The organism is Corynebacterium sp. MSK035 (assembly GCF_030232615.1).
Taxonomy (GTDB): domain Bacteria; phylum Actinomycetota; class Actinomycetes; order Mycobacteriales; family Mycobacteriaceae; genus Corynebacterium; species Corynebacterium jeikeium_D.
Genome location: NZ_JASPJP010000002.1, coordinates 165,661 through 187,600 on the forward strand (window position 1 = coordinate 165,661; position 21,940 = coordinate 187,600).

Here is a 21,940-nt window from a genome sequence, read left to right on the forward strand (position 1 = left end):
CCCGGGACGCATCCGTAAGTCACACCTCAGCCACGTTCGACTGTTTAGGCTGAAGTTGAATTTTCAGCACTACCTGGGCAAGTGCTAGCCTTAACCCCAGAATTAAAGACAGCTTGGTCTAGTTCTGCCTTAAAACTTCAGCTAACAAATCCCATTAAATAAGGAGACCCCTCGATGAACCTCAAGCGTTTTTCCGCCGGTGTACTTACTGTCGCGTTCGCCGCAACCGGCCTTACCGCCTGTGGCAGCTCGGATGATGCCATTCGCATCGGCACCACGGATGCCGGCAAGAAGGCCTGGACCGTTTTCGAGCAGAAGGCTTCCGAACAGGGCATCGATCTGGATGTTCAGTCCTTCTCCGACTACCAGACCCCGAACCGCGCACTCGATGAGGGCCAGCTCGACGTCAATCTCTTCCAGCACATCAAGTTCTTGGCTGAGTACAACGTCGACGCTAAGTCGGACCTGACTCCGATTGGCTCGAGCGAAATTGTCCCGCTGGCTCTGTTCTGGAAGGACCACAAGTCGGTTGATGAGCTGAAGAAGGGCACCGAGGTCGTCATCCCGAACGACCCGTCCAACCAGGGCCGCGCTATTAACGTGCTGGTTCAGGCTGGCCTGCTGAAGCTGAAGCAGGATGACCTGCTGACCCCGTCCCCTGCTGACATCGATAAGGAAGCTTCCAAGATCACGGTTCTGCCGGTGGATGCCGCTCAGACTCCGGCCGCCTACGGCGAGGGTAAGCCCGCCATTATCAATAACTCCTTCCTGGACCGCGCCGGCATCGACCCGAACACCGCTATCTTCCAGGATGACCCGAACTCCACGGAGGCAGAGCCGTACATCAACGTCTTTGTCACCAAAGCTGAAAATGCTGACAACCCGAAGTACGCGGAGCTCTCCAAGATCTGGCACTCCAAGGAGGTCCAGGACGCAGTCGCAGAGGACTCCAAGGGCACCTCGGTTCCGGTTGACCGTTCGGCTGAGGAGCTGCAGGACATTCTGAATCGCGTCGAAGAGCAGCAGCGCGAGCAGAACTAACGCCACTGCCACCTAAGCACCGCCCAACACCAGGGAACACAGACCAAGGGGCACTGATTCACTCGTGACCAACAAGGGAACGAAGCTCGAATTCCGCGAGCTGAACAAGCAATTCGGCGACGTCACCGCGCTCGCCGACATCAACCTAACCGTTGAACCCGGCGAAATCCTCGGCGTCATCGGTTATTCCGGCGCTGGTAAATCAACGCTCATCCGTATGATTAACGGCCTGGAAAAGCCAACCTCCGGGCAGGTTTTGCTGGATGACACCGACATCGTCGGCATCTCCGAGCGCCAGCTACGGGGTCTGCGCCGCAATATCGGCATGATTTTCCAGCACTTCAACCTCTTCCATTCGCGCAACGCGATTCGCAACGTTGAATATCCGCTGGAACTGGCCGGTATGCCGAAGGCTAAGCGCCGCGCTCGCGCCCAGGAGCTGCTGGAGTTCGTCGGTCTCGGCGACAAGGCGGAGTCCTTCCCCGAGCAGCTCTCGGGTGGGCAGAAGCAGCGTGTCGGCATCGCCCGTGCGCTCGCCACCGAACCGACGCTCTTGCTTGCCGACGAAGCCACCTCGGCACTCGACCCGGAAACTACTTCCGGCGTCCTGGATCTGCTGCGTCGCATCAATCGCGAAATGGGTGTCACTATCGTGCTGATTACCCATGATATGTCGGTTGTACGCGGTATCGCTGACCGCATGGCCATCATGGAAAATGGTCACATCGTCGAAACCGGTACGGTCCACGAGGTTTTTGCCAACCCCAAGACTGAGGTTGGCCGCCGCTTCGCCACCACCGCACTGCGCGATGTTCCAATTGGTCGTGAACGCGATTCGGTGAATCAGTCTGCCGAGAGCGCAGCAGCTCGCCTGGTCACCATCACTATCAATGACGGTGTTGACCTCGGTGCCCTGGCACAGGCCACTAGTGCCCACGGTGTCGCCGCCTCGGTGGCACACGGCGCGGTCGCCAATGTGCAGGCGAAGTCCTACGGCCGCCTTACTTTGCGGTTGACTCCGCTGACAGGTAATTCCGCCTCGGATTCCTCTGATTTCGATGCCGCCATTGCTGCTATTTCCGAACTGACACAGGTAGAGGAGCTTGCATCATGATCGGTCTCTTAAACTCTCTGCCATCGGTGAGTGGCAAGGACACCAACTGGGATAGCCTCGGCCCGATGCTGGGCGAGGCATTCGGCCAGACGCTCTACATGGTCTGTGTCGCCATGCTGATTGGCGGTGTCGCAGGTCTAGCAATCGGCGTGCTGCTCTACACCACCCGCGATGGTGGCGTACTGCGCAACACGTTTGTCTACCAGGTCCTCAATGTCCTGATTAACTTTGTTCGACCAATCCCGTTCATCATCCTGGTTACGGCCATCGGCCCACTGACAAAGAACGTGGTCGGCACCACGATCGGCACCGAAGCCGCAGTGTTCGTCATGTCGATTGCCGCCACCTTCGCCATCGCGCGCCTGGTGGAGCAGAACTTGATGTCCATCGACCCCGGCGTGATTGAGGCCGCCCGTGCGATGGGCGCAAGTCCGTGGCGCATCATCCGGACGGTCGTCGTGCCGGAGGCACTGGGCCCGCTGGTACTGGGCTACACCTTCGCATTCATCGCCGTGGTCGACATGTCAGCTATGGCCGGCTACATCGGCGGTGGCGGACTGGGCAACTTCGCAATCACCTACGGTTACCAGGCATTCGACTGGAACGTCACCCTGGTGACAACCCTGGTCATCATCTTCATCGTCCAGTTGGCGCAGATCTTCGGCAACTGGCTCTCCAAGAAGATTATGCGCAGGTAGCCGCGCACATTAGCTAGCCACTAGCTAGCGGCGGGTTACCTCGACCGCAGCCCAGCCCTTCTTTGGCCCTGGAGCATCACCGCAGGAAGACACAACGCCTTCCGTGGTGATTTTCTCCAGGGCCACTTCATATTCCACGACCTTGTCGCGGTCGCTGGGGCCGTCGTAAAGCGCGACGACTGCAGTCGTGCCGTCGACGTCAACGCGTGCGACATCGTCTACGCCCCACGCATCTGCTTGACGACGCACAGCCAACTCGGCCGCCTGCCCCTGCGGGGTGTAGACACCACGGCCGCGACAGCCCTCTGCATGCACGATGCCCTGCTGAGCGTCTTCGATGACCCCCTTGGCATCCACCGCACTCAGACGTCCAAAGCTGTAATTCCATGGCAACAGCACGCTGGCCGGCGCAAAGCGGTGCCCCTTAGAGTGCGAGGTTTCCCACACAACCTCTGGGTAGAGATTGTGCATCGCAGCAGCGAGCGGGCGACCTTTAATCGCACAGCAACGATCGCGCTTACCGTGCGTACAGATGAGAAACAGTGGATGGTCCAGACGAGTGGCCCCCTCGGTGGGCTGGCCAGGGCGGATATCCAGAGTCATCAGGTCTTCAACATCGGCAACCATGCGATGTTCGAGAAAAACCTCAGAGCCATCCACTGATTCACAATGCGCGATATAGACGTTAACGCCATCACACGGCTGCTGGCCGATTCGGCCTGGCTTTCGAATCAGCTGCAACGCGCCGCCGCGTTCAGACAACCAGGCCTCTACCTGACCGGTGATCTCTGCTCCCCATACCCCGCCGTCAAAAATATCGTGCGACCAACCGAGTTGGTGCTCCAACGCAATAAAGAGCTTTCCGGTCTTCGCAGTACCGGGAAGCGGCTCAGTCATCTGAGCGGAACAGGTGGTATCAAATTTGGCCTGGCTCATACGCCTAAGCGTAATTGAGTGCCCCCTGCGATTGGGTCTTAGGTCGCAGCGTTCACCCCTGTTTTGTTACTATTGTGCAACACTTTGACAACAAATACTTCTGACCTCGACTTTTGTAGTTCAGCTTGTTGAAATTCCGTAACTGCGCACATACCGTCAGACGTATGAATACGAAATCGCTGGATGTTTCGCGCACCCGTACCCGTATCGCGGCATCCCTGTGCCTCGCATTGGGCCTGGCTCTCGGCGCTTGCTCCTCTGACTCATCCCCAGACTCGGCTGCTGCAGTGTCTATGAAGACTGACTCAACCGCTGGCACCTCCGATTTGTCAAGCAGCTCTAGCAGCTCCACTAGCTCATCTGCGGCGGCGCAAACCACCATGGATGACGATGCTGCTCCGGAGGGCGATTTCAATAGTTCCTCCTCAGAAGCTGCCCCTTCCGATGGCGCTTACTTGGGTATTGAAGATGTCCGTGTCGGTTCCCACGACGGTTACGACCGCATTGTCTTTGAACTCACGGGCGAGGGCACTCCGGGATATTTCGTCCGTTACGAGGATGTGCCGACCCAACAGGGCTCCGGCAAACCGATTTCGGTCGACGGCACAGCCAAGCTGGTAATCGACTTGCGGGGCATGGGTTACCCCTTTGATTTCCAGATGGAGGACTTCCCCTCTGACCCGGTCAAGCCGACATCGACGTCCGTTATTAAGGAAGTCGTTGGCGCCGGCACCTTCGAGGGACAGACTCAGTATGTCGTCGGGCTCAAGGGCGATAAGACCCCGTTCAAGGTTTTCTCGTTGAACAACCCGAACCGCCTGGTTATTGACTTCCAATCGAAGTAATCGGGTTGCCCCGCGCTACGCCTCTACGCGTAAGCCCCCTCGATTCTCCATGCGCCGGCATGCCCTATGAGCAACCAGGCGGCGATGGTACCGTCATTCGCCATCGCACGGATTTGTATTCTTGCCGCTCGACGAGCCTCATCGGGCACCCACCAGCGCTCATCAATCGGCCAGGGCCCAGCCCACGATGACACGCGGTACGTTGTCACTCCATGCCGCACCAGAGATGGTTCCGCCGTCATGGTCGCTCGCCCAGTTACGCCCACGGTCTGCCCATTGGCATCGAGCACTTCCACCTCAGCATTAGCAGTCGCGGGAATAGTTGCCGGATTGGGGGCAAGAACGGCTCCCGGCCACGGCTGATTATTTTCCGCGGTTTTTGTGCTTTTGGGTTTTTCTCCGAAAGCGACAAATCCCACTCTTTCTCCTGGGCCACGCCCGCCCTGCATGATTGGTTGCTGTACTGCCTCTGACCCCAGTAACCCCTGCACACGCTCGGCAGCCCGGCGCGCTTTGGCTCGCGCATCATCGCTGCCGTGCCACAGATCCTGTTTTACAGTACCGGCGGCGACCACATCCAGTGGCTCTAACTGCAGCTCTACAATTCCGCGGCTGTCATCTCCATCATTTTCCTCAGCGCCGTCAACAGTTCCAGCAACAGTGCCGCTGCCTCCTCGTGGCTGCTGCCGATTCCTGTTATTCAGCCAGCCATCGAGCTGCCACCGAACCCTGTCAGCCGTAGTCTGTTCTGCCAGTGGCTCAGTGCAGCGCCATACTCTGCGCACCTCTGAGCCGTCACTAAATTGCGCCACCACCGCTAAGCGGTAACACGAATACCCATGGTTAAAAAGTTTTTCATGCAGTTGCCCAGCTAGAAAGCGCGCGACGAATGAGGCCTCATCCACTCTTCGGAGTGGACTCTCCCAAGACTGGTAGCTCACCGCCAGTCCTGGCGGCAAAGATCGCGGCGCCACCAACCGCACTTCCCCACGGCAGGCCAAATCGTGCCATCTAGCCCCCTGCGCCCCAAACCTGTTGGCTATATCCCGCTTCGGTAACGCAGCGACATCCCCCAATGTGCGCAGGCCGAGTTCCTGCCACGACTTCGCAAGCTCTGCGGGCATCTCCAGTGCACTTTCCGCCCTCAGCTCCACCAGAGAGATTCCCTGCCGAAATCTTTTGCCTTCATCTTCCCCGGGAGCTACCAGCACTCCCCTGCGCGCTGCCAAAATAGCTGTCACAATATCGTCCGCGAGCCCCAAGCTGCAGTCCACGCCCGGTACCGCAGCGGCATCAAGCAGCTTTTCCAAGGCCACATCCTGTCCGCCGTAATAACGCATTACCCCTCGCGCTGCCACAACCGCCAAGCCTGGCCGTAGAGCTTCGACCCCAGCTGCCACCGCCTCCAACCGTTGCAGCACGGACTCGAATTCTGCAGCGTCGCGCACCGCACTTTCCTCGACAACCTCCAGCTCCGGGCACAACGCTTCCGCATGGCGACGGCTTTGCCCGCGCCGTACCCCTGCACGGCGCGCACTCGGAGAACAAGCAGCTACTCCGCTATCACCCACAATCGCAACTGGACTGAGCGGATTAGCCTGCGACGTCACAGATGCTAGATGTGCTGCCTGCACTGGCCAATCAGGAAGCCATAGCGCCACCACACGGCTCGATTCCGCCGCTACCACTAGGACCTCCTCTGCGCGGGAAACGCGACCACATTGTTCTGTTCCACCTGTTCCCCCACCCGCCAACGGCACTGCCTCCGCGGAAACCGCGTCCCCGACACACTGACTTGGTAATCCACTGCTCGAATCCGGCCATAACCAGTGCCAAGCCCGGAAACACCAGCGACAGAGCTGGAAATTTCCGCAGCAGCGCCCGGCCACTGCTGCCCGACAAAAACCAGAGCACAACCACTCGTGCGCAGTCGTGCCTGCAGCGGACGTGCCTGCGACGGCGGCGGAGTGCGCGCCAACGAAGCCACCACCAAGTCAACGCCGTCCGCCAACAGCCCAATTACTTCAAGCGGCTGCATTCCAGGATCTGGCACACAGACAATGTTCGATAGCTTCCCGCCCAACTCCACCACGGAGAGCAACCCCTGTTCAGCGAGTCCAACTAGCGCAACATGACCTGTCTTCGTAACTTCCGCGATTAGGCCTGCCAATACCGCACCGGGCTGTTCAATGACACTGACAGCCCCTTTTCGCACTGCTCCCGCCAACGTATTTTCCAACGCCTCCGGCACCGGCAGAGCCTCACCGAGCCCAAAGGTTGCACCAGTTGCAGTCCCACCAGACTGGGCTGCCATCGCCTGCCGCAATGCCGCAATAGTCTGTTCCTTAGACTGCCCCGCAGCAATATTGACCGCCGTTGTCACTTCTTGTTCCACCTCATCCCACTGCCATCCCACTGCCCCCCCCGCCCACCACGAACACTGCTCGAATATTCTTTCCCAACAAGCGGATTAAACATTACCCTAAATAGCACGTACGTTCGATATTAATGTGCGAAGAAAAGCGCCGCACACCACCGCGCGACGCTCTAACCTCAGCCGAGTACTACATTTCGTACTACTTAGGCCTTCACATCGAGAACTACATCGAATTCGAGCAAATCAGCCGACGACGACACCGGCTTGCGCTTTTCGCCCTCATGCGAAGCCTTGAAGGCACGGCCCTCACGCCACCCCTGGTAGGCCTCCTCACTCTCCCACTCGGTAAAGACGAAGTAGCGGCTCTCTCCTGCAGTCGGACGCAGCAGTTGGAAACCAATGAAACCCGGCACATCGGTCATCTTTGAAGAGTTAGCGGAAAAGCGACGTTCGAGCTCTTCTCCCGCACCCTCAGGAACGGTAATAGCGTTAATTTTTACAATGCTCATGGTCATAACACTAGCCACACAACTCTCAACAATCTATAGTTCCATCGCTACTAAAATTAAGAAGTATGACAGATTCCAGCCGGCACCAACACTCTTCAGGCTCTTACCAAGACGGGGCCGAACGCACGACAAAATTTATCAATAGTCCCGTGCGCCTGGGGACGGCAATTGGCGTCACCACCGCAGTGATCGCACTGCTCGCATTGCTTAAAGCCCACATCATCGGCTCCATTGGCTGGTGGATCATGATAGCGCTTTTACTGGTACTCATCGGCACCACACTTTTCGTGCGCCAGGCAAAAACACCCACCAAAGAAACTCGGCCCTCCTACTTCGCAGAGCCGATGCGTGAGTCACCAAACGACATCTCGTGGAATAGCAGTATAAGCGTGCTGCTCATCTTCCCCGGAGCATGGATCATTGCCGCCGTCGCCGAACGAATTTCCTCTACACCGGTCGCCTGCATAATGACCCTAGTTCTGTCCGCCATCACCGCTACCTGCGCAATCCTGCCGCGGCAATTCGGATTCCTCCCTCTCGCCGCGCATCTTCCTGACAATTTCGCCCAGCGCTGCCCCTACCCCGCCGACTCACCAGAGGCCCGCATCCTCACAGTCCTCTTCATCGCACGTCTACGCGACGGCTACGTCTTCTTCACCGACCAGCTCCCCTATTTCGCCATGCTTGACGACGATACCGTGAGCGCAGCTCTCCACACCCTAGCCGCCGATAAGCGCATCACCATCGCCAAGAACAATTCGGCCCTGACGGAAAAGGGCCGTGCCCGCGAGTTTGCACAACTCACAGACACGGCCCTTGCCAACTAGTGGCTTACTCCCACTCAATGGTTCCCGGTGGCTTGGAAGTCACATCCAGGACCACGCGGTTGACCTCAGGCACCTCGTTGGTGATACGAGTGGAGATTTTCTCCAAAGTGTCGTACGGAACGCGGGTCCAGTCAGCGGTCATCGCATCCTCAGAGGAAACCGGGCGCAGCACGATTGGGTGGCCATAAGTACGACCATCGCCCTGGACACCGACCGAGCGGACGTCGGCAAGCAGGACGACCGGGCACTGCCAGACAACCTCGTCCATACCTGCGGCCGTCATTTCCTCGCGTGCAATGGCGTCGGCGCGACGGAGGGTATCCAGACGCTCCTCATCGACAGCGCCGATGATGCGGATACCAAGACCCGGGCCCGGGAACGGCTGGCGAGCGACGATTTCTTCCGGCAGCCCCAGTTCGCGGCCGACCGCACGGACCTCGTCCTTGAACAGCAGGCGCAGCGGCTCAACGAGGGTGAACTCAACGTCATCCGGCAGACCGCCGACGTTGTGGTGGCTCTTAATGTTGGCGGTACCAGAACCGCCACCGGACTCAACCACATCCGGGTACAGGGTGCCCTGGACCAGGAAGTCCACGGTCTCGCCCTCCGGAGCGCCCTCCAGCGCCTGTGCGACAGCGCGCTCGAAGGAGCGGATGAACTCACGGCCGATGGTCTTACGTTTGGTCTCCGGATCGGTGATACCAGCCAGAGCATCCAGGAAGACCTTGGAATCGTCGACGGTAATCAGCTTCGCACCAGTTGCGGCAACGAAATCCTTCTCAACCTGCTCGCGCTCGCCCTGGCGCAGCAGCCCATGGTCGACGAAGACACAGGTCAGACGGTCACCAATAGCGCGTTGCACAAGCGCGGCGGCAACTGCGGAGTCAACGCCGCCAGACAGACCGCAAATTGCGCGACCGGTCTCACCGACCTGATTACGGACCTGCTCAATCAGCTCTTCCGCGATGTTAGCGGCAGTCCAGTCCGGCTCCAGGCCAGCAATCTCATACAGGAACTTCTCCAGAACCTGCTGACCATACGGCGAGTGGTTGACCTCCGGGTGGTACTGCACACCGGCCATGCGCTTTTCCAAGCACTCGAAAGCCGCTACCGGAGCACCCTTGGTGGACGCCGTAACGGTGAAGCCCTCCGGTGCCTTAGACACCGCGTCACCGTGGCTCATCCACACCTCGTGTGTCTCCGGCACACCAGTGTGAGCGACACCGCCACCGTCGACGACGTTCAGCTGCGTGCGGCCGTACTCACGGTCACCGGTAGCAGCAATCGTGCCGCCGAGCACCTCAGTCATCGCCTGGAAGCCGTAGCAAATACCAAACACCGGAATGCCCAGCTCAAGCCACTCTGGGTTGAGCTTCGGGGCACCTTCGGCGTAGGCACTGGACGGGCCGCCGGACAGCACCAGCGCAGCCGGGTTCTTGGCCTTAATTTCTTCGGTCGTCGCATCATGCGAGACCACTTCGGAATAAATTTTTGCCTCGCGCACACGTCGCGCGATGAGCTGCGCATACTGCGCACCGAAGTCCACGACGAGGACGGGCTTAGTCACCTGTTCAGACACGCCCTAAAGCTTATCAAGACTTACGGACTGCAGGCATACCCAGGTTCAGTGCAGCCGGAGCATCTTCCGGCACAGCCGGGTTCACCGGAGCAATCGGATCCAGGCGCACGTAGGACTCACCCTGCGCCGGACGCTGATCTTCCTCACCCTTATTCGGCCACAGCGACGTTGCACGCTCCGCATTCGCGGAAATCGACAGTGACGGGTTCACTCCCGGGTTGGCTGCCATCGCCGAACCGTCGTGAATCGAGAGCGTCGGGTAACCCCACACACGCAAGTACGGATCAACAACGCCGTTTTCGGGTGAATCTGAAATCGTTGCGCCGCCAATGAAGTGAGCTGTCAAAGGAATGTTTGCCAACTCACCGATAGTGCCCCCAGCCAGCACACGACCATTCCGACCACGTGCACTGAGCTTGTCCGCCGCACGTTGCGTAGCTTCGTTACCCGACGGAATCCACGTCGGATTCGGCTCGCCCTCGCCCTGCTTACTCATCAGGAAACGCACCGGCCCAATCTTCTGCAGGTACGTCGTAATCGAGTTGTCGCGATTCTGCATCACCAGAGAAATCACGGTGCGCTGCGACCACTTACGCAGATTCACGAGCTGCGTCAGGTAGTTAGGATGCTTTACGACGGTTCCCACAGCCTGCAGCCAACGCGGAGTTGCACGACCTCCTTCGGTCATAATCATCTGCAGCATTGCGATGGCATTAGAACCCTTGCCATAGCGCACTGGCTCGATATGGGTGTCCTCATCTGGGAAGAATGACGAAGTGATGGCTACACCGTTAGAGAAGTCATTTTCCGGGTCCACCTTCGTACCCATCGCGCCCAAAATAGCCTCGGAGTTAGTGCGGGTCAGCTTGCCCAAAGACTTCGGCAGCAGCGGCAAGTGCCCATCGGCCTGCTGGCGATGCAGCAAATTCTGGGTGCCCCATGCACCGGCGGCGAGAATGACGCGCTTAGCGCTAAACTGCTGCTTGCCCTTAGCTACCCAACGACCAGTGCGCTCAGTGTCAATAACCCAGGAGCCATCAGCCTGAGGATGCAGACCGGTAACGGTAGTGCGGTCAAAGACCTGCGCACCAAACTTCTCCGCCAAGTAGAGGTAGTTCTTAACCAGGGTGTTCTTAGCATTGTGACGGCAACCAGTCATGCACTCACCACATTCCGTACAAGCAGTACGGTCCGGGCCAATCCCCCCGAAGTAAGGATCGGAAACTGTTTGCCCCGGCGCACCCTGACCACCGGTCTTGGCGCCAAAGAACACACCCACCGGAGTCGAGCGGAAAGTATGGCCCACACCCATATCTTCGGCTACCTCACGCATGACGACGTCGGCAGGCGTGTCGGATGGGTTGGTGACCACCCCGAGCATGCGAGATGCATTGTCATAGTGCGGAGTGAGTTCTGACTCCCAGTCGGTAATGTGCCCCCACTGACGGTGCTGGAAGTACTCGGTGCCCGGCTTATACAGAGTGTTTGCGTAGTTAAGAGAACCACCGCCGACGCCGGCACCAGCGAGAATCATGACATCTTTCAACATGTGCACACGCTGGACACCAAAGAGTCCCAGCTTAGGAGCCCACAGGTACTTGTGAAGCCGCCAGCTGGTCTTGGCAAAGTCTTTATCTTCGAACCGTCGACCAGCTTCGAGAACTGCCACTCGGTAGCCCTTTTCAGTCAACCGCAAAGCAGAAACAGAACCACCGAAACCGGAACCGACGATTACAACATCGAAATCACGTTGTTTACTCATGGGAAAAGCCACCTTCTCTAAGGGCGTAACGCTAATGCGCGGAACTCATGTTCCTAACCCTAAGCGGAGGTGGCTTTTCAGTAAGGTAGTTTTGCGAAAAAACTATCCGATTACTTTAATTAAAAACCCTTTGGACGTACCGACAGCTCAACGCGGTGGAAGGACTTCAGGTTGGTAAAGCCGCACTTGGCCATTGCGCGACGCAGGCCACCGGCGAGATTGCGGTCACCGAACGGCGAAGCGGAAGGGCCAAACAGAGCCTCTTCCAGGCTGACCAATTCCTTCTCATCGTCGACGACCGGCCACACCGCACCGCGCGGGTACTTCGGATGTGCCGCAACAGACGGCCAGGCGTAGCCCTGCCCCGGAGCTTCGTGGACGGTTGCCAGCACACTGGACAGTGCCACAGCATCCGCACCGCAGGCGATTGCCTTGGCAATATCACCGACGGTATCAATGCCGCCGTCGGCAATGATGTGGACGTAGCGGCCCTCGGTCTCGTCGAGGTAGTCCTTACGAGCAGCTGCAGCATCCGCAATAGCGGTAGCCATTGGCACATCGATGCCGAGCGCATCCGGGGACGTCGTAAAGCCTGTACCGACGATTACACCAGCAGCGCCTGAGCGCATCAGATGCAGCGCAGTCTGGTAGTCGACAACGCCACCGGCAATCACTGGAACGTCCAGGCTGCCGATGAAGTCCTTGAGGTTTAGTGGTTCACCCTGAGCCGTGACATGCTCTGCGGAAATCAGCGTGCCCTGGATAACCAACAAGTCGATGCCGGCCTTGATAGCCAGCGGAGCCAGCTCACGGGCATGCTGCGGGGCGACACGAACTGCAGTGATCGCGCCGGTTGCGCGAATCTCCTTGATGCGCTCAACCAACAGGTCAGTATCAATTGGAGCAGAGTGCAGTTCCTGCAGCTTGCGGTTCACTGCCTCGGATTCACGCTTGGTGGCGGCATTCTTTGCCAACTCCACCAGCTCGGCGATCTTGTCCTGCGCATCGGCGTGACGGGCCCAGATACCCTCGGCGTTGAGAACCGCCAAACCGCCCAGACGAGCAAACTCAGCGACGGATTCCGGGCTGGCGATGGCATCTGTCGGATGCATCATCATCGGGAGTTCGAAATCGTAGGCGTCAATTCGCCAGGAGGTATCGACGTCCTTGGACGACCGGGTACGACGAGTGGGAACGAGTGCAATATCGTCCAACTCGTAGGTCCGGCGTGCCTCGCGGCCAATACCGATTTCAACGATGTCGCGCATGAGCTTTCCTCACATGCCCTTTCCGTGGAATTTAACTCGACTAAGCCAGTTTAGCGCTGGTAGTAGTTCGGCGCTTCGACAGTCATCTGGATATCGTGCGGGTGCGACTCGCGCAGGCCTGCAGCGGTGATCTGGACAAACTGTGCGTCGTGCAGCTGCTCGACGGTAGCGGAACCTGTGTAGCCCATAGCTGCGCGCAGACCACCGACCAGCTGGTGAACGATGGAGTCGATGCTGCCGCGGAACGGAACACGACCCTCAATGCCTTCCGGAACCAGCTTCTCTTCGCTCTTGACATCAGCCTGGAAGTAGCGGTCCTTGGAGTAGGAGCGCTTCTCACCGGTCAGGCCGCGGCCCTGCATAGCACCCAGCGAGCCCATGCCGCGGTACATCTTGTACTGCTTGCCGTTGACGAAGGTGACCTCACCCGGCGCCTCAGCGGTACCTGCCAGCATCGAACCGAGCATGACGGAGGATGCACCGGCTGCCAGAGCCTTGGCGATGTCGCCGGAGAACTGCATACCGCCATCGGCGATAATCGGGACGCCAGCCTTCTTAGCTGCGACAGAGGCTTCCATGATGGCGGTGATCTGCGGGGCGCCCACACCTGCGACAACGCGAGTGGTGCAAATCGAGCCTGGGCCGATACCGACCTTGATGGCATCTGCACCCGCGTCAATCATGGCCTGTGCAGCGCCACGGGTAGCCAGGTTGCCGCCGATAATCTGGATGTTCTCGCCGAATTCCTTCTTAACGCGGGAGACCATCTCAAGTACACCTGAGTTGTGGGCGTGAGCGGTATCAACAACGAGCACGTCTACGCCTGCGTCAGCCAATGCGTGCGCGCGCTTCCAGGAGTCCTCGCCGGTACCGATGCCAGCACCGACCAGCAGACGGCCGGAACTATCCTTGGAAGCATTCGGGTACTGATCCTTCTTGACGAAGTCCTTGACGGTAATCAGACCAGTCAGGCGACCTTCGCCATCGACGATCGGCAGCTTCTCCACCTTGTGAGCGCGCAGCAGGTTCAGCGCCGCATCGCCACACACACCCTGCTCAGCCACGACCAGCGGCATCGGGGTCATGATTTCGGAAACCTTGCGGTTCAGGTCTGCCTCAAAACGCATGTCGCGGTTGGTGCAGATACCGACCAGCTTGCCGTCCTTGTCGACGACCGGCAGGCCCGAGATGCGGTAACGAGCGCACTTGGCATCTACTTCGGCGATGGTGTCATCCGGGGAACAGGTCACCGGGTCGGACACCATGCCAGCCTCAGAGCGCTTCACAATCTCGACCTGCTGCGCCTGCTCCTCAATGGACAGGTTGCGGTGCAGGATACCCATACCGCCCTGGCGGGCCATAGCAACAGCCATGCGGGCCTCGGTGACGGTGTCCATAGCAGCGGACACAACCGGAATGTTCAGACGCAGCTCACGAGTGAGCTGCGTCGAAGTATCAACGCCGGAGGGGATAACGTCCGAAGCATCCGGCAGCAGCAGGACGTCATCGAATGTAAGGCCGACTAGTGGAATCTTGTTGGGATTGTCTCCGCCGAGGCTAATTCCCGTGGGGTTGGTCATGGACTCCTCCTGCTCCACCCTTGCCGACATCCGGCCAGGGGCGCTATCGCTTCGTGGTTGCCAAACGTTATATACAGGGTAGTCCTTCAGTGATGAAACGCGACAATTAGGCGGAGCGACAGGTGCCCGACAAGGGTTAGCCGAAAGCTAGCTGAGGGTTATTCCAAGGTGAACTAAACCCCAACTAAGTGCATCGCCAATCGACAGGATTGCCGTACAGAGCTGTTACGGTAGTGGTTGTGAACCACAACTTTTTCTCATCCATGCCGCGGGATCCGTTCGAAGGAGATCCCAATGACCCGGCAAGCTTTCTCGAGCCGGATGAGCCGTTTGCTCCACTGACAGACCAGGAACGTCGAGAGGTTCTTGAAGATCTGGCCGCAGTTCGCCTATTCCGCACCGCTTTGAGCCCAGAGGGATTACTGGGCGTCTGCATGTTGTGTGAGGACTGCGGTGACGAGCACTTTTATAACTGGGAGGTTTTGGAAAACCACTACCTGATGCTCCTGTCTGGACAGGCATCTCCGGTTCACGAGCCACAATTCGATCCAGACCCCTCCCGTTACGCCCCATGGGACTACTGCGCAGGCTTTGTCGACGGTCTGCGTTCTCGACGACCTGGCCGTTTCTAAAAATTTGGTAAGAGTTTGACGGAATTGTTTGCGTAGTATCCCGGCTGGCCTCCTTAGGTTTACCAACCGTTCATTGTTGGCCTCCACACTTGAGCTCACTGCTTCAAGAAAGCTCAATGAAGGAGACATCAATTCCGATGACGTACATCGACCACTTGCCCGGGCCCAATGCGGATTTGTGGGATTGGCAGCTGCACGGCTCTTGCCGCGGGCAGGACTCCGCGACCTTCTTCCACCCGGAAGGCGAGCGCGGACGCGCACGCAGCCTGCGTGAAGCCCGTGCGAAGGCTATCTGCCGTTCTTGCCCTGTTCTTATGCAGTGCCGTAGTCACGCACTCAAGGTTGGTGAGCCATACGGTGTCTGGGGCGGTCTCAGCGAATCTGAACGAAATGAAATCCTTCGAGCTAAGTCGGCCGCACGTGAACGCGAACTTGAACGCGTTCTAGTTACTGCCATGTAGTCCCTCTCCTCTCTCGGACTCCAGCCAGTTCACATAAAAACCAAAATGCTCCCCACCCTCAGATTGAAAGGTGGGGAGCATTTTACGTGCCAAAGGCCAGGGCACTAGCTCACTGGCAGTTAGTGAGCGTGGTCGTGCTGTGGCTCTTCTTCCGGCTTGTCCACAACAGAAGCCTCGGTGGTCAGCAGCATGCGAGCCACGGAGGTTGCGTTGACGACTGCGGAGTGAGTGACCTTGACCGGGTCAATGACGCCGGACTCAATCAGGTTCTCGTAAGTGTCAGTAGCAGCGTTGTAGCCGTTGCCGTTCTCCAGCTCACCAATGTGGTAGACAACGACAGCACCGTCCTTACCAGCATTCTCAGCAATCCAGAAAGCCGGACGGGTCAGAGCCTTGGCAACTGCACGGACACCGACTGCCTCGTCGCCCTCGAACTCGTCAGCGAATGCCTCGAGTTCACGGGAGATCTGCACCAGTACGGAACCGCCACCGGCGATGACGCCTTCCTGAGCTGCCGCACGAGCAGCGTTAATGGCATCCTCGACACGCAGCTTGCGCTCGTTGACCTCGGTCTCGGTAGCAGCGCCGACCTTAATGACAGCCACGCCGCCAGAGAGCTTCGCCAGACGCTCTTCCAGCTTCTCGCGATCCCAGTCAGAGTCAGTGCGCTCAATCTCGGCACGGATCTGGTTACGACGCTCTTCCACAGCCTCAGCGGTGCCAGCACCGTCAACTAGGACGGTCTCGTCCTTGGTAATGGTGATGCGGCGTGCGTTACCCAGCACCTCAAGTCCAACGTCCTTCAGCTGCATGCCAGTGTCAGCCGTAACGACGGTTGCACCGGTGACAACTGCCAGGTCATCCATGAACGCCTTACGACGGTCACCGAAGTACGGTGCCTTCACTGCGGCAACCTTCAAGGTCTTGCGCATAGCGTTGATGACCAGCGCGGACAGAGCCTCGCCCTCGATATCCTCAGCCATGATCAGAGTCGGCTTGCCGGACTCGGCAATCTTCTCCAGAATCGGCAGGAACTCCGGCAGGGAGGAAATCTTCTCGCGGACCAGCAGCACCTGTGCACCGTCGAGAATTGCCTGCTGAGCCTCAACGTCGGTAATGAAGTACGGCGAGAGGAAGCCCTTGTTGAAGGACACGCCCTCGGTCACGGACAGCTCGGTGGCAATCGACTGCGACTCCTCCACAGAGACGACGCCGTCCTTGCCAACCTTGTCCATGGCACCTGCAACCAGGTCACCGATTTCAGTGTCGCGCGAGGAAACGGTTGCCACCTGTGCGATGGCACCAGAGCTGCTGACCGGGGTGGCGCGCTGCTTCAGCAGCTCAACCGCCTTGTCGGATGCAGCGTGAATACCGCGGTTCAGCGAAATCGGGTTTGCGCCGGCTGCAACGTTGCGCAGACCCTCGTGGACCAGCGCCTGTGCCAGCAGCGTTGCGGTAGTAGTACCGTCACCGGCAACGTCATTGGTCTTGACCGCAACGGACTTAACCAACTGCGCGCCGAGGTTCTCAAACGGATCCTCAACGTCGATGTCGCGGGCGATGGTCACACCATCATTGGTGACCAGCGGACCGCCGAAGGCCTTGTCCAGGACAACGTTGCGACCCTTCGGGCCAAGCGTGACCTTGACTGCGTCGGCAAGCGTGTCCACACCGCGCTTGAGGCCTTCGCGAGCCTCTTCGTTAAAAGCAATAAGCTTCGCCATGTGTGGGTACGTCCTCCCTTTAGTTCTCGATAACAGCCAGGATGTCGCGCTGCGACAGCAGCAGGTACTCTTCGCCCTGGTACTTCAGCTCAGTGCCGCCGTACTTGGAGAAGATGACAATGTCCCCCTCCTTGACGTCCATAGGAATGCGGTCATCGTCATCGGCCCAACGACCCGGACCAACTGCGATAACGGTAGCCTCCTGCGGCTTCTCCTTAGCGGAGTCCGGGATAACCAGGCCAGAAGCCGTGGTGGTCTCTGCTTCGTTGATCTGGACGAGGACGCGGTCCTCCAGCGGCTTGATGTTGACGTTCGCCACGATGAATTCCTCCATACATGCGGTGATGTGATGTTCTTGTGCCGGTTGGTCTGCCGTGCACAGCCGTCGTCGCGGGTGAACAACTGTGTGTCAAACAACCTTCGTTAGCACTCTACCCCTGCAAGTGCTAACACTCAACAATAGTGAGCGCTAATGCTAATTGGTCAGCTTGTCGGGGTTACACGCCATACGACCGAACGCAGTAACCGTCATTCCGTGTTCCTTGATGTACTCATCGCTAAAGCACGGACCACCAGAACCGGTTGTGTAACGACTGTCTGGCTCCCTCCTTTGCCAGGCACCTTCGTCCCATTGGTAGACCGCCAGTCCACCACTGTTTGCGCGCCCACCCAGCGCCCACCATCCGTCACAGGCGACGATCGTAAAGTTTTCCTCCGTAGTCGGGAACGCCGACGCCTCGCAATCCCCACTAATCGGATAATCGGGCGCAGCCGTACTCGTGGTTTCCCTCGTCTTGGTTTTCTCCGGCGACTTCACCTTCACGGTCTCCGTCGCAGTCGCAGTAACAGTGAGCTTCGGCGCTACTTCATCCTTGGCACCTGCACCAAACCATTGCTCACCTCGACCACTCACAACTAGGTAAAGCACCACTGCTACAGCGACGATCACCACAAGCAGCAGAGCGATAACTGCCCATAGCACTCCCCCAGCACGACCGCGCTGATGTTCAACTTGCGGTGCTTGCGTTGTTTGCGGTTCGCCCTGCGGTGCAAACATCTCAGTCTGATTATGCGAATTATCGGATGGCTGAAGTTCCCACTCGCTGTAGTCTTTACTCATTTTTGGGCAAGCGCTTTCCTGTAATTGTCCTGCGATCCATGGCAGAGAAACAAGTCAAAGTCAGTTAACGAAATTTAACATGGATCCGAGGGGCAATCACTGCTTATTGCATTACAGGATCTTCCACTGGCATCGATGGGTCGGTCGGGCAGGCGTAGCCAGAGGGCTTGACCCCCGCGGCAATGAGGTAGGCGGCAGCTGCGCCAATCATGACACCGTTGTCGGTGCACAACTTAATCGGTGGCACGTGCAGCGTAATTCCCGCCGAGGTAGCTCGCGCCGCTGCGAGTTCACGCAACCTCGAGTTCGCAGCCACACCACCACCGAGCAGCAGCGTAGTGGCCCCCACATCCTGAGCTGCGCGAACGGCCTTCTTGGTCAATACATCGCAGACCGCCTCCTGGAAGGAAGCACAGACGTCCTCTACGGAGTATTCACGACCTTCCTTCTCTGCCGCCTCGACATAGCGGGCCACGGCGGTTTTCAAGCCGGAGAAGGAGAAGTCATGGCGCGCATCCTGCTGGCGCATCATGGCGCGAGGAAACGCGATGGCCTTGCGATTTCCCTGCTTAGCCAACTTATCGATAATCGGGCCGCCCGGGTAACCCAACCCAAGCAACCTCGAAACCTTGTCGTATGCCTCTCCGGCTGCGTCGTCAAGCGTCGATCCGAGCTCCTCCATCGGACGACCAACCCCCTGCACACGCAGCAGCTGCGTGTGCCCGCCGGAAACCAAGAGCGCCACTGCGTTGGATAGATCTGCGCCATCGAGAGCTCCGACAGCAACGTGGCCACCAAGGTGATTAATGCCGTAGAAAGGCACACCCCAGGCGGCGGCATAGGCCTTCGCGCCTGCCGAACCGACCAGCAGCGCACCAGCGAGACCGGGCCCCACGGTAGCGGCGACGGCATCTGGGATAAAAGTATCGATACCGAGCTTGGCAGCTGCTTGCGCGCGCGCCTCGGAGACTACTGGCTGCAGGGCTTCTAAATGAGCGCGGGAAGCAATCTCCGGGACCACACCACCGAAGCGGGCGTGCTGTTCCATGGAGGATGCGACGACGTCGGCAAGCACTTCCACCTCGGGAATGGCGGGGGTGCTGGTGTCAGTGTCGTCGTAGCGCACACGCATCACTGCAGCGCCAGTCTCATCACAGGAACTCTCGATTGCCAGCAGGGTCAACTCGGTCATAGCAGTCATGGTACTAGCGCACCACCGGGTCACTTACCAGCGACCGAGTTTAAATTTCGAGGCGACCGAGGTTCCGCACAGCGGCACGCCAGAGAGCGTATTCCTCTGGGTAGTCATCGCGGTAGTGACGCACGGCGCGCATACCGTGCTTAATACGCTCGATTTCCTCGTCGCCGATATCCTTGCCCTCGGCGTCGACAAATACGACCGTTCCGCAAATTGCGGTGGTGGGGTCGGTAAAGAAAGCCGAGTTGCCCGTAGCAGCCTCATTGCGGCCGAGGGACGCGACCGGATTCGGTTCAGCGCCCTCCGCCTTGGCCGTCGGGTTGTAGAGAGCGGCGTAATCGGCGCCGTCTTCTTGGAATGCCACCGAAACACGGTCGGAGGAAACTCCGCCGAGGAATGTAGCAGCGGCCTCCAACTCAAATTCGACGATGCGATGCGTCAGGTCAGGGTTCACCAGAAAACCTTTAATCATGGAAACAGAGGTACCGCACCGCACCCACTCCCGCATCTCGAGAGCGCTACCCCCACTATGGCCGCGGGATGTTGCGGAGGTTCGACCGTGCCATGTTGATCATCTGACCAACGCCGCCGCCGAAGACGGTGCGAGTAGCGGCCTTGGAGAATCCCATCAGCATGTCCCAGGTGATGTTTGCCGGGATGGACAGGGCATTCGGGTCGGTGATCATATCCACCAGCACCGGGCCGTCGTATGCCAGCGCCTCCTGAATCAGGCGAGGCGCATCGGCCGGATCTTCAATTCGGATGGCCTTGATACCCAACGACTCTGCGACTCCGGCGTAGTCCACTGCGTCGTGGTCGGTCTCGTGCTCCGGCAGCCCCTGAACCAGCATCTCCAGCTTGACCATGCCGAGCGAGGAGTTGTTGAACACAAACATCTTGATGGGCAGCTGCTCCTGCTTCACGGTGATGAGCTCACCGAGCAGCATTGACAGGCCACCGTCACCGTTGAAGGTAATGACCTGACGGTCCCGGTCAGCAGCCTGCACACCAATGGCCTGCGACAGTGCATTGGCCATAGTGCCGTGACGGAAAGAACCAATCTGCTCTCGCTTGCCATTCGGCGTGACGTAGCGTGCAGCCCAGACATTGCCCATGCCGGTATCCACGGTGAAGACGGCATCGTCATCGGCGTACTTATCAATCAGGTCGGCCACATACTCCGGGTGAATCGGTCGCATGTTCTCAACGTCGTGGGTGTATGCCTCGATGACGTGGCTGAGCAGGCGCTCGTGGTTCCGCAGCTGCTTGTCCAGGAAGGAACGGTCAGTCTTTTCATCCAGGTGCGGCAGGATGGTTTCAATCGTGGCAGCCACATCGCCGACGACTGGGTACTTCACCGTGGTACGACGACCGATGGCACGACCATCGATATCGACCTGGGCGACGTTCTTGGTCGGCAGGAAGTCGTTGTACGGGAAGTCAGTACCGAGCAGAATCAACAGATCAGCATCGTTGGAGGCATCGTGGCAGGCGCCGTAGCCCAGCAGGCCGGACATTCCGACGTCATAGGGGTTGTCGTACTGGATGTACATCTTGCCACCCAGCGCATGCCCCACCGGCGACTTAATCTTCTCCGCAAGCTTGAGCACCTGTTCGCGGGCATCCTTCACACCTGCGCCACAGAAAAGCGTGACCGTTTTAGCCTCGTTGATTGCGTCGGCAAGCGCGGCGGCCTGGCCGGCGTCAGGGAATACGACTGGGCGACCGCTGCTGATTGTGGAGGTGACGAACTCATCATTCTCCACTTCATGCGTTGTAATGTCGCCCGGCAGAACCAGCACGGAAACACCGTGGCCAGTCATGGTCGACTGGATAGCGTGATGCAAAACGACGCCACCCTGCTCAGCGGAGTTGACCATCTCGCAGTAACCGGAGCACTCGTTGAAGATGAACTCCGGATGGGTCTCCTGGAAGAAGTTCGAGCCAATCTGGCGGGAAGGAATGTGCGATGCCAGCGCCAGCACCTTTGCGCCGTTGCGGTGGGAGTCATACAGGCCCTGAATGAGGTGGGTATTACCCGGGCCACAGGAGGCCGCACACACTGCTAATTCGCCGGTGACCAGGGACTCCGCGCCGGCGGCGAAGGCGGCAGCCTCTTCGTTGCGAACGTGCACCCACTCAATGGAGGACTCGCGCACAGCGTCGACAATGGGGTTCAAACTATCTCCAACGAGTCCGAAGATTCGCTTGACACCCTGCTTCTCTAGGGTTTCTACGAGCTGTTTTGCAAAGGTTTTAGCCATGTGCC

The 21,940-nt window shown here is 58.7% G+C and carries 21 protein-coding genes; 7 read left to right on the plus strand and 14 right to left on the minus strand.

Translation table 11 applies throughout. From position 1 onward, the window contains the following. Positions 1-174: 174 nt before the first annotated feature. The 3 genes from QP978_RS02045 (at position 175) to QP978_RS02055 (ending at position 2,853) form a co-directional block, all read left to right on the plus strand. Positions 175-1,041: a MetQ/NlpA family ABC transporter substrate-binding protein gene (locus tag QP978_RS02045; RefSeq protein WP_284856788.1), complete on the plus strand. Its 867-nt coding sequence runs from the start codon at positions 175-177 to the stop codon at positions 1,039-1,041. Positions 1,042-1,105: 64 nt separating this feature from the next. Further along, the gene (locus QP978_RS02050) at positions 1,106-2,155 is read left to right on the plus strand and encodes a methionine ABC transporter ATP-binding protein (protein ID WP_049190340.1); all 1,050 of its coding nucleotides are present in this window, start codon (positions 1,106-1,108) and stop codon (positions 2,153-2,155) included. A gap of 65 nt (positions 2,156-2,220) precedes the next feature. Continuing rightward, positions 2,221-2,853 carry a methionine ABC transporter permease gene (locus tag QP978_RS02055; protein WP_284856811.1) on the plus strand — a complete coding sequence of 211 codons (633 nt, stop codon included), beginning with the start codon at positions 2,221-2,223 and terminating at the stop codon, positions 2,851-2,853. 24 nt (positions 2,854-2,877) lie between these two features. Here QP978_RS02055 and QP978_RS02060 read toward each other — a convergent pair whose 3' ends face one another. Then, positions 2,878-3,789 (minus strand): sucrase ferredoxin, encoded by a 912-nt coding sequence (locus QP978_RS02060; RefSeq protein ID WP_187401330.1) that lies wholly within the window; start codon positions 3,787-3,789, stop codon positions 2,878-2,880. 164 nt (positions 3,790-3,953) lie between these two features. On the opposite strand from QP978_RS02060, the gene QP978_RS02065 reads away from it, so the two are divergent. Continuing rightward, positions 3,954-4,634, plus strand: a complete 681-nt coding sequence (locus tag QP978_RS02065; protein WP_070642893.1) for an AMIN-like domain-containing (lipo)protein — start codon at positions 3,954-3,956, stop codon at positions 4,632-4,634. A gap of 23 nt (positions 4,635-4,657) precedes the next feature. Here QP978_RS02065 and QP978_RS02070 read toward each other — a convergent pair whose 3' ends face one another. From QP978_RS02070 to QP978_RS02080, 3 genes are all read right to left on the minus strand, one after another. Next, positions 4,658-6,322 carry a Y-family DNA polymerase gene (locus QP978_RS02070; RefSeq protein WP_048731534.1) on the minus strand — a complete coding sequence of 555 codons (1,665 nt, stop codon included), beginning with the start codon at positions 6,320-6,322 and terminating at the stop codon, positions 4,658-4,660. Beyond that, positions 6,322-7,050, minus strand: coding sequence for a DnaE2-dependent mutagenesis accessory factor ImuA' (gene imuA', locus QP978_RS02075; RefSeq protein ID WP_224433302.1), 729 nt, complete (start codon positions 7,048-7,050; stop codon positions 6,322-6,324). Before imuA' ends, QP978_RS02070 begins: the two co-directional genes overlap by 1 nt. A 164-nt stretch (positions 7,051-7,214) precedes the next feature. Next, positions 7,215-7,520, minus strand: a complete 306-nt coding sequence (locus QP978_RS02080) for an antibiotic biosynthesis monooxygenase family protein (protein WP_038629377.1) — start codon at positions 7,518-7,520, stop codon at positions 7,215-7,217. Positions 7,521-7,585: 65 nt separating this feature from the next. Here QP978_RS02080 and QP978_RS02085 point away from each other — a divergent pair, with 65 nt between their 5' ends. After that, on the plus strand, positions 7,586-8,347 hold the full coding sequence (locus QP978_RS02085; RefSeq protein ID WP_016422123.1) for a hypothetical protein: 762 nt from the start codon (positions 7,586-7,588) through the stop codon (positions 8,345-8,347). Positions 8,348-8,351: 4 nt separating this feature from the next. On the opposite strand, the gene guaA is transcribed toward QP978_RS02085, so the two are convergent. From guaA to guaB, 4 genes are all read right to left on the minus strand, one after another. Beyond that, the gene (gene guaA, locus QP978_RS02090) at positions 8,352-9,926 is read right to left on the minus strand and encodes a glutamine-hydrolyzing GMP synthase (RefSeq protein ID WP_042388426.1); all 1,575 of its coding nucleotides are present in this window, start codon (positions 9,924-9,926) and stop codon (positions 8,352-8,354) included. A gap of 13 nt (positions 9,927-9,939) precedes the next feature. Next, a complete protein-coding gene (locus QP978_RS02095) occupies positions 9,940-11,688 on the minus strand; it encodes an FAD-dependent oxidoreductase (RefSeq protein ID WP_016422121.1) in 1,749 nt (582 codons plus the stop codon). A 119-nt stretch (positions 11,689-11,807) separates the two neighbouring features. Beyond that, on the minus strand, positions 11,808-12,956 hold the full coding sequence (locus QP978_RS02100; protein ID WP_149421033.1) for a GuaB3 family IMP dehydrogenase-related protein: 1,149 nt from the start codon (positions 12,954-12,956) through the stop codon (positions 11,808-11,810). 50 nt (positions 12,957-13,006) lie between these two features. Continuing rightward, a complete protein-coding gene (gene guaB / locus QP978_RS02105) occupies positions 13,007-14,536 on the minus strand; it encodes an IMP dehydrogenase (RefSeq protein WP_284856789.1) in 1,530 nt (509 codons plus the stop codon). A gap of 263 nt (positions 14,537-14,799) precedes the next feature. Between guaB and QP978_RS02110 the strand changes: the two genes are divergently transcribed. Together QP978_RS02110 and QP978_RS02115 are read left to right on the plus strand one after the other, a co-directional pair. Further along, positions 14,800-15,168 (plus strand): DUF5319 domain-containing protein, encoded by a 369-nt coding sequence (locus tag QP978_RS02110; protein WP_038629374.1) that lies wholly within the window; start codon positions 14,800-14,802, stop codon positions 15,166-15,168. A gap of 137 nt (positions 15,169-15,305) precedes the next feature. Next, a complete protein-coding gene (locus QP978_RS02115; RefSeq protein ID WP_284856812.1) occupies positions 15,306-15,629 on the plus strand; it encodes a WhiB family transcriptional regulator in 324 nt (107 codons plus the stop codon). A 119-nt stretch (positions 15,630-15,748) separates the two neighbouring features. Here the strand turns inward: QP978_RS02115 and groL are convergent, their stop codons facing one another. The 6 genes from groL to QP978_RS02145 form a co-directional block, all read right to left on the minus strand. Further along, positions 15,749-17,353 carry a chaperonin GroEL gene (gene groL / locus QP978_RS02120; protein ID WP_070566161.1) on the minus strand — a complete coding sequence of 535 codons (1,605 nt, stop codon included), beginning with the start codon at positions 17,351-17,353 and terminating at the stop codon, positions 15,749-15,751. A gap of 19 nt (positions 17,354-17,372) precedes the next feature. After that, a complete protein-coding gene (groES, locus tag QP978_RS02125) occupies positions 17,373-17,672 on the minus strand; it encodes a co-chaperone GroES (protein ID WP_005510054.1) in 300 nt (99 codons plus the stop codon). A 156-nt stretch (positions 17,673-17,828) separates the two neighbouring features. Continuing rightward, positions 17,829-18,473 carry a hypothetical protein gene (locus tag QP978_RS02130; RefSeq protein WP_070606728.1) on the minus strand — a complete coding sequence of 215 codons (645 nt, stop codon included), beginning with the start codon at positions 18,471-18,473 and terminating at the stop codon, positions 17,829-17,831. A 103-nt stretch (positions 18,474-18,576) separates the two neighbouring features. Beyond that, positions 18,577-19,656, minus strand: a complete 1,080-nt coding sequence (tsaD, locus tag QP978_RS02135; RefSeq protein WP_070438201.1) for a tRNA (adenosine(37)-N6)-threonylcarbamoyltransferase complex transferase subunit TsaD — start codon at positions 19,654-19,656, stop codon at positions 18,577-18,579. Positions 19,657-19,714: 58 nt separating this feature from the next. Next, complete coding sequence (locus QP978_RS02140; protein ID WP_042388422.1) at positions 19,715-20,143, minus strand: hypothetical protein; 429 nt, start codon at positions 20,141-20,143, stop codon at positions 19,715-19,717. Between the two features lie 55 nt (positions 20,144-20,198). Continuing rightward, positions 20,199-21,935: a pyruvate dehydrogenase gene (locus QP978_RS02145; RefSeq protein WP_016422112.1), complete on the minus strand. Its 1,737-nt coding sequence runs from the start codon at positions 21,933-21,935 to the stop codon at positions 20,199-20,201. Between the last annotated feature and the right edge of the window lie 5 nt (positions 21,936-21,940).